The following is an 18,791-nucleotide window of genomic DNA, read 5'->3' as shown; positions in this document are numbered from 1 at the left end:
CATGAAAATCCAAATGTTGTAGCGACTGTTGTTTATGCTAAAATTGGTAAAATCGTCCCAGTAGATCCAAGCGGAAAAGAAATTCCTGATGCACCAACACCTAGCTACAAGAATGATCCAAATGATCCAACTAAGGTAGTTCCAAACGAGCCAGTTCCAACAATTCCAGGTTACACTCCAAAAGTACCAACAGTAACTCCAGATAATCCAACTAAAGATACTCCAGTTCCATATACTCCAAGTGTAAATGAACAAGGTCAAGTAATCGTTGTTGTACACGATAACACAACAAATACTGACATTCCAAAGTACGGTTATGATTCTGGTGAACAAAAAGTCGGCGATAAAGTCGATTATGATAAACCAAAAGTTATTACTGATCTTGAGAATCAAGGTTATAAGGTAATTAACCCAGATGTGACTATCCCGACTGAAATTAGCAAAGGTACACAGAAGATAACAATCTATGTAGAACATGATTTAGTACCAGTAACTCCAGAAAACCCAGGCAAACCAGGTGAACCAATTAATCCAAATGATCCAGATGGACCAAAGTGGCCAGATAATACTGGTAAAGATGCTTTGACTAAGACTGGTACTCAAATAATCCATTATGAAGGTGCCGGTAGTCAAACTCCTAAGGATAATGTAGAAACTACCGAGTTTACCCATGATATGATAATTGATAAGGTAACAGGTAAGATTATTAAAGACAATGGTTGGACTCCAAGTGATCATAAGTTTAATACAGTAACGACTCCAGTAATTGAAGGGTACCATGCAGATAAAGAAATTGCTGGTGGTATGACAGTAACTCCAGACAAGCTTAAGGTTGAAGAAACTGTAACTTACGAACCAAATGGACATATTGTTCCAGTTGATCCAGAAGGAAATAAGATTCCAAACGCACCAACTCCACAATATCCAACTAACCCAGACAATCCTACTAAGGTAACTCCAAATGAACCAGTTCCATCCATTCCAGGTTATACTCCAGAAGTGCCAACGGTAACACCAAAGGACCCTGGCAAAGATACTCCAGTTATCTACACTCCAATTCCAGCAGATAAGGGTCAAGTAATCGTTGTTGTTCACGACAATACAACAAATACTGATATTCCAAAGTACGGTTATGACTCTGGTGAACAAAAAGTCGGCGATAAAGTTGATTATGATAAGACTAAGGTTATTACTGATCTTGAGAACCAAGGTTATAAGGTAATCAATCCAGATGTTACTATCCCAGCTGAAATTAGCAAAGGTTCACAAAAGGTAACAATTTATGTAGAACATGACTTAGTCCCAGTGGATCCAGAGAACCCAGGCAAACCAGGTGAGCCAATTAATCCAAATGACCCAGATGGACCAAAGTGGCCGGAAGATACAAATGACAAAGATTTGAGTAAAGATGTTACTAGAACAATTACTTTCGTAAACAATGAAGGTAAAGAAGTTCATAGCCCAGTTGAACAAACTGTTCACTTTACCGCTCATGGTGTACTTGACAAGGTAACAGGTAAGTGGACTACTCCACTTACTTGGAGCCCAGCTCAAACTATTAACGCTCAGAGTGTACCAGTTGTTCAAAATTATCACGTAACTAATATTACTCAAGATGGTAGTGATGGTAATACTGAGGTAAAGTCTGTAACTCTTACTCATGATGATACAAGTTATAAAGTGGTAGTTACTTACGAACCAAATGGACACATTGTTCCAGTTGATCCAGAAGGAAATAAGATTCCAAACGCACCAACTCCACAATATCCAACTAACCCAGACAATCCTACTAAGGTAACTCCAAATGAACCAGTTCCATCCATTCCAGGTTATACTCCAGAAGTGCCAACGGTAACACCAAAGGACCCTGGCAAAGATACTCCAGTTATCTACACTCCAATTCCAGCAGATAAGGGTCAAGTAATCGTTGTTGTTCACGACAATACAACAAATACTGATATTCCAAAGTACGGTTATGACTCTGGTGAACAAAAAGTCGGCGATAAAGTTGATTATGATAAGACTAAGGTTATTACTGATCTTGAGAACCAAGGTTATAAGGTAATCAATCCAGATGTGACTATCCCACCTGAAATTAGCAAGGGTTCACAAAAGGTAACGATTTATGTAGAACATGACTTAGTCCCAGTGGATCCAGAGAACCCAGGCAAACCGGGTGAGCCAATTAATCCAAATGACCCAGATGGACCAAAATGGCCAGATAATACTGGTAAAGATGCTTTGACTAAGACCGGTACTCAAACAGTCACATATGAAGGTGCTGGTAATCAAACTCCTAAGCAAAGTGTAACCACTATTACATTTGATCATCATTTAGTAGTTGATAAGGTCACTGGCAAAGTAGTTAAAGATGATGGATGGACTCCAGCTTCTCAAACTTATCAGAAGATTACTTCTCCAACAGTTTCAGGATATACTCCAAACAAGAGTGTAGTAGGTGGAGACACAGTAACGGCTAGTGATTCTGATATCAATCGTCATTACACGGTTACTTACACTAAGAATGAAACTCCAGTAACTCCAGTTACACCAACTGATACTATAACTACGGTGGTTGGTAAACAAACAATTACATTTCTAGATGGTGACAATAATGATGCCCCATTAATGGATCCAAATGTTCAAACACATACATTCACTATTACTAATGGTGTACCTGATCAGAATAGCTACACCTTTGGTAAAATTACTGTTCCAGTAATTAAGGGTTATGTTGCAGAAATTAAAACTGCTGGCGGAAAGACAGTAACTCCACAAAACCCTGATGCAAATGTTGTAGTTGTTTATCATAAGATTGGTAAGATTGTGCCTGTAGATCCAGATCATAATCCAATTCCAGGTGCTGAAACTCCAGAATATAAGAATGATCCTAATGATCCAACTAAAGTTGAACCTGATGAAAATGTTCCAATCATTGACGGTTACACTCCAAGTCAAAATACAGTAACTCCAACTGATCCAACTAAGGATACTGAAGTTGTATACACTAAGAAGACTACGCCAGTGGAACCAGATGAACCTAGTGAGCCAGATGAGCCTAGTGAACCAACTAAGCCGAAGAAACATCATGAAAATAATAAGCCAAAGCCATCGAAACCAAAGAATAATTACAATTATAATAATGCACCTCATGGTCAAAATGGCTATTGGAACAATAACATTGGTCCGCATTCTCAAAACGGTTATTGGAATAATGGTGTTGCTCCACATGGTCAAACAGTAAATGGCTGGAGCAATAATATTGGACCACATGGTGAACATGTAGATGCAAATGGCAATATTGTTTCAGCAAATGGTACCGTTATTGGCTATGTCGATAAAAACGGCAATCCACATTACACTAAGCAACTTCCACAAACAGGTTCTAATAATAAGCAAAGTGAAGTAGATGCAGCTATTGGTGCAGCAGCTGCAGGACTTAGCATGATTGGACTTGCAGGTGTGAAGAAACGCAAAAAGAGATGAAGAGAAAAGTAAGAAATAAAATTATATAATTAATAAGAAGACAAGTTATCTAAAATCAATATAATTGATTAGTTGATGACTTGTCTTTTTTGTTTCACATTATTATTAATTTAATCACTATGTAAAGAAACTAGCATTTAATTGGTATGAATACTTTTATTGTTTCATGTTTTTTAATATGGTAAAGTGTTATGATTAAAGTATAAAAATTAAGGAAAATAGGATTTTGGAGGCTGAATATGGTTTCAAAAAATAATCATATTAAAAGAATGGAAGAAGCTGCAGAGCGTCAATCCCATTTTGGGATTAGAAAGCTTACAGTCGGAGCTGCTTCCGTTTTATTAGGAACATCTTTATGGATGGGTGCAAATTCTGCCACTGTTCATGCTGATACAAGTAACAATGAAGACAAAGATATTACTGATGAAAGTCATAGTCAAAAAGTAGATTCATCAGTAGATACTTCTGTTGCTAAAAAAGCAGTAGTTCAAGTTCAAAGCAGTAGTCAAGATGCTACTTTTGATGCTGCTAATGTAAATCAAAACATTGATGTTGGAGTAGATACTACAGAGAAAAATACTGATAATAAAAAAGTAAACGAAAAAAGTAATAGTGTTGAAGATAATAAAAATACTACAACATTAAATGATAGCCAAGAAAGTATTAATACAGATACTGAAAAAAGTAATAGGTCTGTATCAAAAAATACTGAAAACAATGAAGTAAATCAAAATACTCAAGCTGCACTTGAGATTCAAAAACAAAAAGCAAAAACTGTTGAACAACAAAACCAAAGTAATATACAAATTACTAAGGATGGAACTTCTACAACTAAAGCTGCATTACCAGAAGATGCTCTTTCATCTAAAGGCACAGCGGGTAATATAGCTAAAAAGAATATAAATTCAGATAAAAATATAGTAACAGATAAGCAGATAGATATTTCTAAAACTGGATTAGAAGGAAAAACTGAAAAAGCTAGTTTATCGACTGCTGAAACTAATTTGCTTAAAACTACTATAAATGATTTAAATGATAAAGATAATCAAATTGATGTTCAAAAGTTAAGTCAAAAGCAAGTTTCTCAATTACTTAAAGCATCATTAGCTGTTCAAACTAGTGCTAATGATGATAATCCAAGTATTACTTATACTGATCCAACTTATAAATATGCTGTTCCAAGTGGCGCTCCCGCTACTATTTCAGGGAAAAATGTAGCAAAAGATTTAATTACATTTGCTCAATTCCAAACTAAACACGGTGGAATTGTCACTTTTTGGACAGATCGTAATAATCCAGGGGACAATGTTTATTACTATGTTAAAGATAAAAACGCAGCTGGAGTAATACATGGTACTGGTGATGGCTATAAAGGAATGCTTGATAGTCACTTTATGGACGAAGGTACGATTGTTAATTATCGTATAACCGATCCTAATAGTGTCAATCAGAGTTCTGCTGGCTTAGTAGGTAATTTAGCTACTGAACTTTATGAAAAAGACTTATACTCAGATGATGGAGAGGGTGCAATTTGGGCTACTCATACTCCAATTAAAGTAACTCAGCATATTCGTTATCTTGATATAGATACTGGTGAGGAAGTTCACCCTGAATATAGTCAAACAGGTCTTTCTTCACAACACTATAATATTGAAAATGCTGTCCTTGATATTCCTGATTACACATATGTTTCTCCTGAAGAGGCATTGAGTAAATATGCTAACTCTTCAGTAGTGCAACAAAACAAAGATGAAATTAATACTCCATATTCTGGTAGATTAAGTAGTACAGTTGTTGGTAAATACCAAATTGGGGTATTGATGACTGATTATCTTTATGGAAAAACTATTACTACCGTAGAGCGTAAATATATTGATAAAAAAGGAAATCAATATGTAAAGGTTTATTATGGTACTCCAACTAATCCTAAACAAGAACTAGTAGGGCAAAAAACTTTAATGGTAGGTGAAGATTATCATGTAAATGATAAGAACCATACTGCCATTACTAACGGTAGTTCACCTGCAAATGATAATTTAGTTATTTTATATAAGAAGAATACGCCTAAACATGTTATTACCTCTCAAACAACTATGAAGACTGTTAATGAAACAGTTAACTACAAATATGAGGGAAATGATGGTAGCGGTCATACTCCAGGTGAAACTGCATCTCCAACTTACCGTACTAGCTTAACTTTTAATGGTACTGCTTACTTAGATGAGACTACTGGCAAGTACGTAACTGGTCCAGATAGTACAACTGAAGTTACTAATCAAAGTGACCCATATACTTGGGTTCTTAAAGGAACTAATAGCGATAATGGTACTTTTAATTCAGTGACTTCTCCCGCAATTGATAATTTTACAATTACCCGTGTTGAAGATTCTTCATACAATGATGGTAATGGGAATGTAAAAGAAGTACCAAATATAAATCATAATTCGAATGATGTAGAAGTAACTGTTTGGTATAAAACCACCAAACCAACCACTCCAACTTACAAGGCTACTACTGAAGAAAAATCAGTTACTCGTACTATTAACTACTACGACAAGGTAACTGGACAACGTATACCTCAAAGTGTAATTGATAAGAGTGATGTTCAGGTTTCTAATCCAGTGACTGAAACTGCTACCTTTACTCGTAGTACTATTACTGATAACAACGGTAAGTTTATTGGTTATGGTACTGTAAATTCTGATGGTACAAGCTACCGCCTTAACAACAACGGTGATATTGGTGAAGGATGGGTTGCTAAAGATGGAACTACTGGATTTTTAATCAAAAACTCTCCAGATCTAACTGCCCAACATTACACTGCTCCAACTGGTGGATTGAATGCGACAGCTGAAACCCCAGATAATGGTAGCCGAGTAGCGAGCTGGAACATTTCTCCAGAAGACCTTGGCACAAGTCGTGTATACAACATCTACTACGGTCACGAAACTCAACCGATCCACAAGACTGAAACAGTAGAACGTAATTTCCACTACATCTTTACTGATTCAGATGTAGAAGGCAAGCCGGGCAATGGTTCTACTCAGACTTACTCTAAAGCACCTCAAACTGTGACCTTCAAAGGTGATGGAACTAAGGATCTTTTGACTGGTGAAGAATCAATCACTTGGACTCCAGAAAGTGACACACTTGAACACTTTACACCAGAAGAGATCCCAGGCTACAAGCTCAAGTATGTATATAACGATGGTAAGTCATCTCCAGTAAGTGATGGCGCAGTTGAGATCAAGGTAGATCCAACTTCTAAGGATCACTCTGCAACCTTTATCTATGATCCTGACCAAAACCTTCAAAAGGCTAAGGTAACTATCGTAGATATTACAGATAAAGACAACCCACAACCAGCCAAGACTTTGACTTACTTTACTAACTACAATGGTGAAAGCGACAAGTCGATCATCTTTACTGTTAAGGGTGCGCCATCAGAAGACGCAGATGGTTCAAAGCAGGCATTGCAATCCTACCTTAACTCAGGATATGAATTTGTTAAGGCAGTAGAAGGTACTCCAATTCAAGACCTTAAGAATGTAAGTGACATCACCGGCACTGACATTGGAGGAGCCTCAAGTATTGACTATGGCAAGTTCAACACTGATACTAGCGATGTTCAAAACTTTACTATTTACTTAGCTCACAAGTTTGATACTAATACTGAAAAGGGTACCACAACTTCTACAGTTCACTACATCGTTGAAGGCAACAAGCCAGATAAGCCAGCGGCACCTAAAGATGATGTTCAAACCGTCAACTGGACTAAGACTGACAAGACTGACTTGGTAACTGGTACAGTTACACGCGGAGACTGGACAACAGAAACACCAAACTACAAAGATGTTCCAACTCCAGAACTTGCAGGCTATACTGAATCAACCAAGAACGTTCCAGGTGAAAAGACTGAATACGGCAAGAATCCATACACAGTTGTAACTTATTCACCAGTTGATACTCCAGTAACCCCACAAAAGGCTACAGTTGAAGTGATCGACAAGACCAACAACAAGGTACTTGGCAGCTTTGAAAATCCTCATGGAACAAGCGGTGCTAAGATCAGCTTTGATGGTTTGACCCCAACAGTTCAAGCCTACCTTAATAACGGTTACAAGTATGTCAACGCTGAAGATACTACTAATGGTACCAAGGAGATCACTTATAATCCTGCTGATGGCAGCGGCTTCCCAGAGTTTGATGATATTGACAACAATACTCAAAGCTTCAAGATCTATCTTGACCATAATGAAAAGACTGAAAAAGTTCCATCAACTGCTAAAGTCCACTACATTATGTCAGATGGTACTAAAGCTCCTGATGATAGCCCAACTCAAACTATCACCTTTACTAATGTATTTGATGCTGTAACTGGTGAAGTAAAGAGCTCAACTCCAGATAAGGATAGTTTCACTGATGTTAAATCACCAGATGTCAAAGGTTATACTCCAAATCAAACCAATGTAAGTTTTGCTAAGCCTGTTGCTGGTCAAAACCAAGTAATCAATGTTATCTACACTCCTCAAGCTCCAGATATACAACATGCAAGTTTGAAGATCGTTGATAAGACTGCTAACAAGACTTTGATCGATGGTTTGACAGCTGATGGCAACAGCGGCACCCAGATCTCCTTCCCAAGTGAGAAGAGTTTGGTAGATACCTTTATCAATGCTGGATATAAGTTTGATAGTGCTGTAAATGATGCCGACAATAGCTCAATCGGTGATTCTCAAGACAGCATCAAGTTCCCAGAATTTGATAATGATGCTTCAAAGAGCCAAGACTTCACTATTTACTTAGTTCATGATACAGCTCCAGTAGATCCTGAACACCCAGGTGCAGGATATGCCAAGAGCGACCTTGATAAGACAGTAACTAGAACGATCAACTACCTTGATGAACAAGGAAACAAGATCGCAGATTCTAAGACAGAAACTGTTGAGTTCAAGGGTAGCGGCATCGTTGACAAGGTAACTAACAAGTTTGTCAAGTCTGCAACTGATCTGACTCCGCTTGAAGATCAATCAAAGGGTATTACTTGGACTAAGACAGTTGATGGCAAGACTTCTGACGGCAACAGCTATGAATTCGCTTCAACTCAAGAGCGTCCAAACATTGAATTCAATAGTAATGACTACATCTTTAACCATGTAGATAAGAAGGAATATGATGGCGGCAGCGGAAGCGTTAAGAAATATGAAGTATCAGTTCCAGATAATGCAAATGATTTAACAGTTAATGTGATCTACAGCTTAAAGCCTGCAGATACTACTTACCACTACGCAGCTACTCCAGAAGAAAAGACTGTCACTAGAACGATCAACTACTATGACAAGCAAACTGGAGAAAAGATCCCAGCAGACTTGATCAAGGATAATCCAACTACCCAAACTGCGAAGATCACTCGTCAGGTAGTTTTAGACAATAATAACAAGATAGTTGGTCATGGAACTATTTCTGAAGATGGCAAGACATTTACTCCAAGTGATGATTGGACAACTGATGACAAGTCATGGGCAGAAGTTAAGTCACCAGACCTATCAAGTCACGGTTATACTGCTCCTGACAAGGAAAAGGTCGCTCATGAGACAGTTGATGGCAATACTAAGGATCAAACGATCAATGTTTACTATGATCATACTTATGTTCCAGTAACTCCAGATGATCCTAAAAAGCCAACTGATCCAGTCAATCCAGATGACCCACAAGGTCCTAAATATCCAGAAGGTTTGACTAAAGAAGACCTTGAAAAGACTGTAACTCGCAATATCCACTATGTAGGTGTAAATGATGATGGTACAACTACTGCAGTAAATGGTGCTCCAGATGGCAAGAGTGACTATACTCAAAGTGTAACTTTCACTAAGCATGCGATCGTTGATAAGGTAACTGGCAAGATCGTGGGTTATGATACTGATAACGATGGCAAGGCAGATACTCAAGATGCAACTCGTGCTTGGATGCCAAACAGCGCAAGCTTTGACCAAGTTGATTCACAAACTCCAGCCAGTGTTCAAGATAAGGATGGCAAGAAGTTTGACAGTGTAGATATACCAACAGTTTCATCAACTAGTGTCTTGCCAGACAGCAAGTTCCAAGATATTACTGTAACTTACCGTCATACTCCACAAACACCAGTAACTACTTACAAGGCAACTGACGAAACCAAGGATGTAACTCGGACCATCACTTACAAAGACAGTGTGACAGGTCAGGATATCCCAAGCAGTTTGGCTGAGCCACAGACACAAAAGGTAACTCTTCACCGTGATCGCATTACTGATAATAACGGCAACTTTGTAGGCTACGGAAAAGTCAGTGCAGACGGCAAGACTTACACTGTTGATTCTAAGAACCCAGAAGGCTGGAACACTGGTGATTGGGCTGAAGTTAAGTCTCCTGATTTATCAAGTCATGGCTACACTGCTCCAGATAAAGAAAAGGTCGATCATGTTACTGTAACTGGAGATACTCAAGATGCCAATGTAGTTGTTTACTACGGCCATCAAACTATCCCAGTTAAACCAGATGATCCTAAGAAGCCAACTGATCCAGTCAACCCAAGTGATCCAGACGGTCCTAAGTATCCAGACGGAGTTGATGAAACTAGTTTGAATAAGACTGTTACTAGAACTATCAACTATGTAGATGATGAGGGTAACAAGGTCAATGGTGCACCAGATGGTACAAGTCAAGAAGTAGAACATGTCAACTTCACTCGTACTGCAATCGTTGATAAGGTAACAGGAGACCTTCTTGGTTATGATACTAATGGCGATGGCAAGGCTGATACACAAGATGGTGATCGTGCTTGGAATCCAGTTTCAGGCAGCTTTAAAGAAGTAGCTTCTAAAGATCCTAAGGAAGTAGGCTACGATACAGTTGATAAGACCAGTGTTGCTGGACAAACTGTTGCTCCAAGTGATAAAGACATGACTGTCACGGTAGTTTACTCCAAGACCCCAGCTCCAACTCCTGCAGAAGATACAACAGGAAGCATCAAGTATATCGATGATACAACTGGTCAAACATTGAAGTCAGATAGCTTCAAGGGCAAAGTTGGAGAAAAGATCAGCTACACTAGCCAGGATAAGATCACCGATTATGAAAACATGGGTTATAAGCTTGTATCTAATAACTTTACTGATGGCAAAGAAGTTTATAACGAAGATGCTTCAAAGAATAACTTCGAAGTTCATCTGGTACATGATACGGTTCCAGTTAACCCAGATAACCCAGGAGAGCCAGACAAGCCGATCAACCCTAATGATCCAAGAGATCCAAAGGATCAGCCTAAGTATCCAAGCGGCAGTAGTGAAGATGACCTTCAAAAGACCATCACTCGTACTGTGCACTATGAAGGAGCAGATCAATACACTCCAAACGATGTCAAGCAGCCAGTCAACTTTACAGCTAAAGGCGTTCTTGACAAGGTAACTGGCAAGTGGACAACACCGCTTACTTGGTCAAGTGATCAAACAGTAGCTGCAGTTACAACACCGCAGATCCCAGGCTATCATGTTAAGAGTGTCGATAAGGATTCAACTGATGGCAAGAATGTTAATGCTTCAACTATCAAGCATGGCGATAATGACTACACAGTAACTGTAGTTTATGAAAAGGATCCAACCCCAACTGCAGAAACAACAACAGGTAAGGTTGTATATCATGATGATACAACTAACAAGGATCTTAGATCTGATGACTTAAGCGGCGAAGTTGGTACAAACATCACTTACACCAGCCAAGACAAGATCAATAACTTTGTCAACCAGGGTTACGTATTTGTCTCAAGTGATTATACTGATGGTACTGAAATCTTTGATAAAGATGCTTCAAAGAACAACTTCATTATCCACTTGAAGCATGGTACAACTCCGGTAGATCCTAATAATCCAGGAGAGCCAGACAAGCCGATCAACCCTAACGATCCAAGAGATCCAAAGGATCAGCCTAAGTATCCAAATGGTACTAGTGAAGATGACCTTCAAAAGACCATCACTCGTACTATTCACTACCAAGGCGCTGGTGAATACACACCAGAAGATGTCAAGCAGCCAGTCAACTTCACAGCTAAAGGCGTTCTTGATAAGGTAACTGGCAAGTGGACAACTCCGCTCACTTGGTCAGAAGATCAAGAATTTAGTTCAAAGAACAGTCCTAAGATTCCTGGCTACCATGTAGTAAGTGTTGATAAGGATTCAACTGACAACACTAATGTAGATTCAGCTAAAACTTCACATGATGGTTCAGACTACACCGTAAATGTAACTTATGCACCGGATGAAAAGGCAGAGCAAGGTTCATTGATCGTTAAGTTCCACGATGATACTGACGGTGTTGACATTCAAGGTGTGGGTACTAATACTGGTGATGTAGAAACTGGCACTAAGGTAACTTACAATTCAGATACTGATTTGCATAGCCTTGAAGAGCGTGGTTATGAATATGTATCAACAGATGGGACTATCCCAGCTGAGATCACAAAGGGCAATACAGTTGTCACGATCCACGTCAAGCACACAACTCGTCCAGTAACACCAGACAAGCCAGTTGACCCAGATCACCCAGTAGATCCAAATCATCCAGATAATCCATCTAACAAGAACCCTCAACCAGGACTTGCCAAGACTGATCTGGAAAAGACTCTTACTCGTAACATCAAGTACATCTTCACAGATGGCACTAAGCCAGATGCACATGGTCTAGCTGATCAAACACAAACAGTCAACTTCCATGGTGAAGGGACGATCGACCTTGTAACAGGAAACTTGGTAACTATTGATAAAGATGGCAACATCACTGGCAAGGGCTCAATTGTTTGGACAAGCGATAATGATAAGATGGCAGAAGTAGCAGCTCACAAGGTTGATGGCTACTACATCTCAGGTACTATCAATGCAAATGATGATGGTAGTGTAAATGGTTTAACTGTTAACCCAACTGATACAGTTCAAGATGCAACTATTATCTACACTCCTAATGCAAAGCCTGCTCCAACTGACCAATTAGCTCATCTGACTATTATTGATAGAAATGATGCCGCAAACCCTATCACTATGAATACTTACAATAATAGTGGTAAGGAAAATACTGCAATTTCATTCAACGGTTCACAAGATTATGTTCAAGATTTGATCAAGCGTGGATACATCCTTGATGGCTTTAAGGCAGGTAATGGTGCAGAAACTAAACTAAATTCATTTAACGATGTAACATTTGGTAATTTTGATAATGATCCTAATACTGACCAAGCCTTCACATTGTACTTAGTACACGGTACAACTACTGTAACTCCAGATAAGCCAGGTCACCCAGGGGATCCAGTAGATCCTACTAATCCAAGCGGACCTAAGTATCCATCAGGCACTGATGAACACAGTGTAAAGCGTGTTGGTACTCAAACTGTCCACTATGTAGGAGCTGGTGATAAGACTCCTGAGGATGCAGTTCAAACTACTACATTTACTAGAACTATTACATTTGATAATGTAACTGGCAAGATCGTTGAAGATTCTGGCTGGAATGAAAACAGTCACAAGTTTGATGAAGAAACTACTCCAGTCGTTCAAAACTACCATGCAGATAAGGCAACTGCCGGTGGAGTAACAGTAACTCCAGATGATTTGAACAAGACTGTAGTTGTAACTTACACACCAAATGGTCATATTGTTCCAGTAGATCCAGAAGGCAACCATATCCCAGGAACAGATACTCCAACCTTCCCAACAGATCCAAAAGATCCAACTAAGGTAGATACAGGTATCGTGCCAAATGTTCCAGATAACTGGACACCAACTAGCCATAAGCCAGGCGATAATATCAACCCAGATCCAAAGGATCCAGGCAAAGATGTCCCAGTACCATTCAATCCAGTGACACCAGCACCTGATCAAGGTTCAATCAATGTTATTGTTCATGATGTAACTGATAATGTAGACTTGCCAGATTATGGCAAGACTTCAGGTAGCCAAGACGTTGGAACTAAGTTTGATTACAATAAGCAAACTACAGTTAGCGACCTTGAAAACAAGGGCTACAAGGTGATCAACCCAGAAGTAACTATTCCAGGTGAAATTACTAAGGGCAATACCAATGTAACTATTTACGTAGAACACAATATTGTTCCGGTAAACCCAGATAATCCAGGCAAGCCAGGTGAGCCAATCAACCCTAACGATCCAGATGGACCTAAGTGGCCAAGTGACACTGATAAGGACAGTTTAACTAAGACTGGTACGCAAACAGTTCACTACACCGGTGCAGGTGAGGATACTCCAAAGGATAGTGTAACTACAGTTACATTTACTCACTCAATGACAATCGATAAGGTAACTGGAAAGACAACTGATAATGGCTGGACACCATCTACTCAAACTTACCAAAATATTGGTACACCAACTATTCCAGGCTACACTGCAGACCAGGTAAGTGCTGGCGGTGAGACAGTTAAGGCAACAGATGGCAAGATCGACCGTGAATACACAGTTCATTACACTAAGAACGCAGTAGTTGAAAATACTAAAGGTTCTGTAACTTACATTGATGATACTGATAATGGTAGAACAATGGAAACTGCAAACTTTGGTGGTCAAGTTGGCGACAAGATCGACTACACTACTAGTGACCGTGTAAGCTATTATGAAGGATTAGGCTACAAGCTAGTTGGCAATAATCCATTCAAAGATGGTGAGCAAACTTATGTTAAAGATCCAAATGGCAATACTTTCCAATTGCACTTTGTTCATGATACAACTCCGGTAAATCCAGATAATCCAGGTGCAGGCTACACTAAAGATGATTTGGATAAGACAATTACTAGAACTGTAACTTATGTTTACACAGACGGTACTGTTGCTCCGCAACCACAAGTACAAAAAGTCCACTTCACAGGAAGCGGTACTTATGACAAGGTAACCCATCAGTTGGTAACTGTTGATAAAGATGGCAAGATCACCCCAGGCGGTCAGATCACTTGGACTCCAGAAAACAGCAGTTTTGAAGAAGTTCCAGGTTTCAACTTGAATGGTTACTACATTTCAAGTGTTAAAGAAAATGGTACTAATGCCAATGTAAATATGGATAATGCTTCAGTAAGCGGTGAAGATGTAACGCATAATAGTACTGACAGTCATATCATTATTACTTTGACTAAGAAACCAGAAACTCCGGTTGCAGCTAATGGTTCAATCACTTACATTGATGACACTACAGGCAATGTTCTTGAAGGCGGCAACTTCAGCGGTGTAGTAGGACAAAACATTTCTTACACTACTAAGGATAGGATCACTCACTATGAATCAATGGGATACAAGCTGGTATCTAACAACTTTGATGATGGTAAAGAAGTATTTACTAATGGTGAAAACAAGTTTGAAGTTCATTTAGCTCACTTAACTACCCCAGTAACTCCAGATAAGCCGGGCAAACCAGGAGAGCCAGTAGATCCAAATAATCCAGATGGACCTAAGTATCCAGACAACTACCAGCCACAAAACTTAACTAAGACAGTGACTCGTGATGTAACATATGTTTACACAGATGGTTCACAAGCCCAAAGTCCAGTTCATCAAGAAGTTAAGTTTAACGGTAATGGTGTAGTAGACTTAGTAACTGGTCGCTTAGTAATAGTAGATAAAGATGGCAATGTAACTGGTAATGGAGATATCACTTGGACTCCAGAAGACAGCAGTTTTGAAGAAGTTCCAGGTATCGATACCACTAAGTACAACATTGTTGGTGTTAAGGAAACAAACACAAACGCCAATGTAGATAATACTGGTAAAATTGCGAGTGAAACTGTAACTCCAAAGAATAACAATAGCAGTATTGTTATTACTATGGATAAGAAGGCTCCAGTTGAAAATGCTCAAAAAGCAAGCTTGACGATCATTGATAGAAATGATCCTGCAAACCCAATTACAATGGGCAGCTACAGCGATTCTGGTATGCCAAATTCAGCTATTGCCTTTGATGGTTCTAAGAGTTTTGTAGATCAATTGCTCAAGAAGGGCTATGTAATTGATGGCTACAAGGCTGGCAATGGCGCAGAAAGCAAGGTAGATTTTGATACAGTAGAATTTGGCAAGTTTGATAATGATGATAATACTGATCAAACATTTACTCTTTACTTGAAGCACACAACTACCCCAGTAACTCCAGATAAGCCGGGCAAGCCAGGAGAGCCAGTAGATCCAAATAATCCAGATGGACCTAAGTATCCACAAGGCACCAGCAAGGATGATCTAACTAAGAGTGCAACTCAAACAGTTATCTACCACTACAGTGATGGTTCAAAAGCTGATGAAACCAAGACAGTAACAGTTCCAGATGCATTTACTAGAACGATCGTCTTTGATAATGTGACTGGTCAGTTTGTAAATACAGGTTCATGGACTGGAAGCCATAGCTTCAATGGTGTGAATACTCCGGTAGTTAACGGCTACCATGCAGATAAGAAGACTGCTGGAGAAGGTACTGCAACAGTTGATAATCCAACTATTACTGATGTAGTAACTTACACACCAAATGGTAAGATCGTTCCGGTAGATCCAGAAGGCAACCATATCCCAGGAACAGATACCCCAACCTTCCCAACAGATCCAAAAGATCCAACTAAGGTTGATACCGGTATCGTGCCAAATGTTCCAGATAACTGGACACCAAAGGATCCAAACAATAAGCCAGGAAGCAACATCACACCAGATCCAAAGGATCCAGGCAAGGATGTCCCAGTACCATTCAATCCAGTAACCCCAACTCCAGATAAGGGTTCAATTACTGTAATTGTTCATGACAACACAACTGGTAAGGACATTCCAGATTATGGTAAGACTTCAGGAAGTGTTGATGCTGGTACTAAGTTCACTTATGATAAGACGACCACAATCACTGACCTTGAAAACAAAGGCTACAAGGTAGTCAACCCAGAAGTAACTATTCCAGGTGAAGTAGCTAAGGGCAATACCAATGTAACTATTTATGTAGAACATGATACAGTTCCAGTTAACCCAACTAACCCAGGAAAACCTGGTGAACCAATCAATCCTAACGATCCATATGGACCTAAGTGGCCAAGTGAATCAGGCAATGTATCTAAGGATGTCACAAGAACTATTACTTTTGTTGATAATAACGGCAAGGAAGTTCATGCACCAGTAGAACAAACAGTTCACTTCACCGCTCAAGGAGTAATGGACAAGGTAACAGGTAAATGGACTACACCACTTACTTGGAGTTCAGACCAAACTGTAAACGGTCAAAACGTTCCATTTGTAGAAAATTACCACGTAACTTCTATCAGTAAAGACGGCGAAGGTACAAGTTCAATCAAGAGCGTAACTTTGAACCATGATTCTGACAGTTACAAAGTTGTAGTAAGCTACGAGCCAAATGGTCATATTGTTCCAGTAGATCCAAATGGCAATAAGATTCCAAACGTTGATAACCCAACTTACCCAACAGATCCAAATAACCCAGCTAAGGTAACACCAAATGAACCAGTACCAAGTATTCCAGGTTACACACCAGAAGTACCAACAGTAACACCAGATAATCCTGGTGAAGATACTCCAGTCATCTACACCCCAATCCCAGCAGATAAGGGACAAGTGATTGTGAAGGTCCATGACAATACAACTGGTAAAGATGTTCCAGATTACGGTTATAATTCAGGAGAACAAGAAGTAGGTCAAAAGGTCGACTACAACAAGAATGAAGTAATCACTAACTTGACCAACAAGGGTTACAAGGTGATCAACCCAGATGTAACTATTCCAAGTGACATCACTAAAGGTTCACAAGTGGTAACTATTTATGTAGAACATGATATAGTTCCAGTAAACCCAACTAACCCAGGAAAACCTGGTGAACCAATCAACCCTAACGATCCAAATGGACCTAAGTGGCCAAGTGACACTGATAAGGATAGTTTGACTAAGACTGGTACTCAAACAGTTCACTACACAGGTGCAGGAGACAACACACCAAAAGACAGCGTAACTACAGTTACATTTGAACACCACTTAGTAATTGATAAGGTAACTGGCAAGGTTGTTAAGGATGAAGGCTGGACTCCAAACAGTCAAACTTACAACAAGATCAATACACCGGTTATTGAAGGTTATACAGCTGATAAGAGTGTAGTTGGTGGAGACACAGTAACTAGTTCAGATAATAACATCAACCGTGAATACACTGTAACTTACACTGCTAAGACAACTCCAGTGACCCCAGTAACTCCAACACCAGAACCATCAGTAACTACAGTGGTAGGTAAGCAAACGATTACTTTTGTAGATGGAGACAATAACAACACTCCACTTAGAGATTCAGATGTACAAACACACACATTTACAATCACAGATGGAGTACCAAGTGAAAACAGCTACACATTTGGCACAGTTAATGTTCCAGTAATCAAGGGCTACGTCGCAGAGATCAAGACAGCAGGCGGTAAGACAGTAACGCCAAATGATCCAAATGCGGAAGTAGTTGTTGTTTACCACAAGATCGGCAAGATCGTTCCAGTGGATCCAGATCATAATCCAATCCCAGGAGCAGAAACACCACAATACAAGAACGATCCAGAGGATCCAACTAAGGTAGTGCCAGATGAAAATGTACCAATCATTGATGGCTATACCCCAAGTCAAAATACAGTGACACCAACTGATCCAACTGAGGATACTGAAGTTGTATACACTAAGAAGACAACACCGGTAGAACCAGATGAACCTGATACACCGGATGAGCCAGACAAGCCAACAAGACCAAAGAAGCATCGTGATAGCAACAAGCCAAAGCCTTCAACACCAAAGAAGACTAATAACTACAACTACAATAATGCACCACATGCCCAAAACGGCTATTGGAACAATAACGTTGCCCCACACGGCCAAACAGTAAATGGTTGGAGCAATAATATTGGACCACATGGAGAACATGTAGATGCAAATGGCAATATCGTTGCACCAAACGGTGAGATTATTGGTTACGTTGACAAGAACGGCAATCCACATTACACTAAGCAACTTCCACAAACAGGAGAAAAGCAGACGGATACTGCAGCAGCCCTTTTAGGAGGAGCAGCAGCAGGACTCAGTTTGATTGGACTTGCAGGTGTGAAGAAGCGTCGTAAGAAGGATTAAATCAAGTAAGTAAATTACTGATTGCAATAGAGCAAGATGTTAAAAAGGTAATATAGGCAGGATTCCTATATTACCTTTTTTGTAGTATAAAAATAATAGTTAGTTTTTCTGTAAAATTACAAATATTACTGAATTACTATGATTTATTAC

General features: G+C 39.4%; 2 protein-coding genes. Both read left to right on the top strand.

Translation table 11 applies throughout. From position 1 onward, the window contains the following. Positions 1–417 precede the first annotated feature (417 nt). Positions 418–3,486: a hypothetical protein gene (locus tag FOD82_RS09575; protein ID WP_144356243.1), complete on the top strand. Its 3,069-nt coding sequence runs from the start codon at positions 418–420 to the stop codon at positions 3,484–3,486. Positions 3,487–3,725: 239 nt separating this feature from the next. Further along, entirely contained in the window at positions 3,726–18,641 is a 14,916-nt protein-coding gene (locus tag FOD82_RS09570) for a YSIRK-type signal peptide-containing protein (RefSeq protein ID WP_144356289.1), read from the top strand. The last annotated feature ends 150 nt before the right edge of the window (positions 18,642–18,791 follow it).

Origin of the sequence: Lactobacillus sp. LL6 (assembly GCF_007570935.1) — a bacterium.
Lineage (GTDB): Bacteria > Bacillota > Bacilli > Lactobacillales > Lactobacillaceae > Lactobacillus.
The sequence above is the reverse complement of the archived record's forward strand: the minus strand, read 5'-3'. Positions and strand labels throughout refer to the sequence as shown.

What these genes read in the sequence shown, in the direction of transcription:
- FOD82_RS09570 (WP_144356289.1), top strand. Translation starts at nt 3,726, where the DNA reads ATGGTTTCAAAAAATAATCATATTAAAAGAATGGAAGAAGCTGCAGAG.